3 protein-coding genes are annotated in these 2,452 nt (G+C 55.9%); all 3 read left to right on the forward strand.

From position 1 onward, the window contains the following. The first annotated feature begins 94 nt into the window (after positions 1 to 94). Entirely contained in the window at positions 95 to 619 is a 525-nt protein-coding gene (locus EDM57_RS00015; RefSeq protein ID WP_122902735.1) for a serine protease, read from the forward strand. Between the two features lie 12 nt (positions 620 to 631). Further along, the gene (locus tag EDM57_RS23045; RefSeq protein ID WP_170163339.1) at positions 632 to 778 is read left to right on the forward strand and encodes a hypothetical protein; all 147 of its coding nucleotides are present in this window, start codon (positions 632 to 634) and stop codon (positions 776 to 778) included. Positions 779 to 797: 19 nt separating this feature from the next. Further along, positions 798 to 2,452 (forward strand): contractile injection system protein, VgrG/Pvc8 family (locus tag EDM57_RS00020; RefSeq protein ID WP_281274169.1); only part of this gene is annotated, 1,655 nt, incomplete at its 3' end.

Here is a 2,452-nt window from a genome sequence, read left to right on the forward strand (position 1 = left end):
TTGCTGGCGCCGTGTTTTCCGTGGAGGCAAGGGAGCTGCACGTCCTGGATGAGCTTCAGGAGCGACAAGTCATCTGGCAGGAAGGGGAACGGGTATGAACTATTTCATCATGACACAGGACGAGCGGATCGCACAGGCAGTCGTGCCTACTGGCGTTTTCGATGTCCTCCGCCCGGAGTGGCTGACACCGGATTATCAGGAAGAGCTGGAAGAAGCGATTCTCCAGTTTGACCTCAAGCCCAAGCGCGAGAACGTCTACCTCGATTTTCTCGACCGCCCGATTCCCCTTTATTCTGATCGCCTGAAAGAGCTGATCCACAAATTCGCTCCCCGGCTTTTCGCCAAATCCGTTGTTCTCGCCGACCAGGAGAGGGTCAGGCAGGACGTGTACTGGCTTTTTGTCCTGCCGCGCGTCGCTTGCCTGTCGGAGCAAAGCGAGTTTCACCCAAACGGCGCGCTCAAGCGGCTGGTGATCGAGGGAGCAAACGTCAAGCGCCACACGATTTTTCAGGTGGAAGGAATCCGGGAGCCGCACATCATCATTGATCTGCGTCTGGCGGAGGCAATGCTGCGCCGGGATTTTTTCGGGATTCGTCTGAAAAAAGTCGAGCACGTATAACGAGGTCAAACGATGTCTTTGGGAAAAGATGCCGCCCTCGTCGTTTTCAAAAACAGCGAGGAGGGGGGAACCATCCTGTCTGCTGCGGCAAAAATCCGGTTGAGTTTCCAGCTGCATGGCAACCGACAAACCACAGCAGCAGACAAGGCAAACTCCTGAGGGAGTGAGGGGGGATAGCATGAGCACGACCGAGAAGCTGGCCGGATACGAACAGATCCAGTTGGCCTCACCCTTTGAAATTCAGCGTTTGCAAGATGTCAAACTCATCAAAACGATCAATGACCATGCCAGACTGTACGTCACTGCCATCATCCCGGAGGAAAAGCGCGACCACTGCATCGAGAGGGCAACGAGTGAGGACATGGTCGCCCTGAATCTGGTGGAAAATGGTGCGCTCGTCCGCACGCTGTTCCAAGGTCTGGTCGCTTCCGTATCCGTGAATGTGGTGCGGGGCGTGTACCAGCTCGAATTGGAAGCTGTCTCTGTCACGCAGCGCATGGACGTCCAGCGCAAGCAGCGTTCTTTTCAAAACAAGCAAATGTCGTATGCCGAACTGCTCGATGAAATCACGAAAGCGTATCCGGGTTCGGACTATTTGGACTACGCCTCGAACGGAGCACCGCTCGGTACGATTGCGATTCAATACCAGGAGACAGACTGGCAGTTTCTCAAACGCATGGCTTCGCGGTTCGGGGCCGTTCTCGTGGCAGAAGCCGCAGCCAAGTCGCCCAAGTTTTGGTTTGGCTTGCCGGAGGGGCGAACAGCGAAGGTAGCCGACCACCACTTTACCGTCCGAAAAAGGCTGTCGCCTTATATGGAAACGACAGAGAACGAATACGCCTCCGGACTTGGCGAAAACGATTTCCTTTCCTATGAGGTCGAGAGCGCACAAATTTTGCAACTAGGGGACCGCGTTCAGTTTCATGGCAAAGAGTTGGTCGTGTCCCAGGCAACAACCACGATCCAGCACGCCATCCTGACGCATACGTACCAGCTCATGCCCGAGGCCGGTATCCGGCAAAATCCAATCCACAACGAGGACATCTGCGGGGCGGCGCTGGAAGGGCGGATTATCGATGTGCGCAAGGATACGGTAAAAATCCATCTGGACATCGACCCGCAGCAGCCCAAAGCGACGGCGAGCTGGTTTCCGTACTCCACGTTTTACACAGCGGAAGGCAACAGCGGCTTTTACTGCATGCCGCAACTCGGAGACGCCGTCAAGCTGTACTTCTCGACTCCGGAGGAAGAAGGGGCCATGGCGATCAGCTCCGTGCGCAAAGGTGGAGGCAGCACCGCGAAGACCGGGAATCCCGGCATTAAATACTGGGGAACCAACTTCGGCAAAGAGCTGATGATGGGCGGAAAAGAACTCGTCCTGACGGCAAAGGAGAGCGAGGAAGGGCAAATTTTCATCAAGCTGCACGAAGAGGACGGGATTGAAATCCACAGCGAGCACCCGATTGTGTTTTCCTCGGAAAAAGACATGGAGATCACGTCGGAAAACAAGGTGGAGATCAAGGCCAAGGAAGCGATTTACCTCATGTGCAGCACCAGCAGCATGATTCTGGACGGGGAAGTCGATATTCAGGCCCCCAAGGTGGAAGTTGTCGGCCTGACCAAAGCGCCGGTCGCTGTCGAGGACTTGCCGCAGGAAGAGGAAGAAGAGCCGGAGCAGGAAGAAGAAAAGTCCGGTTGGGACAGCTTCCTGGATGGCGTGCAGTTGGCGTTGGATATTGTGGGTCTCATCCCTGGGATTGGGGAAATCGCCGACCTGGCGAATGCGGGCATCTCGTTGGCGCGCGGTGACTACGCCGGAGCCGCTTTGTCGCT

It is taken from the genome of Brevibacillus gelatini (genome assembly GCF_003710935.1).
Lineage (GTDB): Bacteria > Bacillota > Bacilli > Brevibacillales > Brevibacillaceae > Brevibacillus > Brevibacillus gelatini.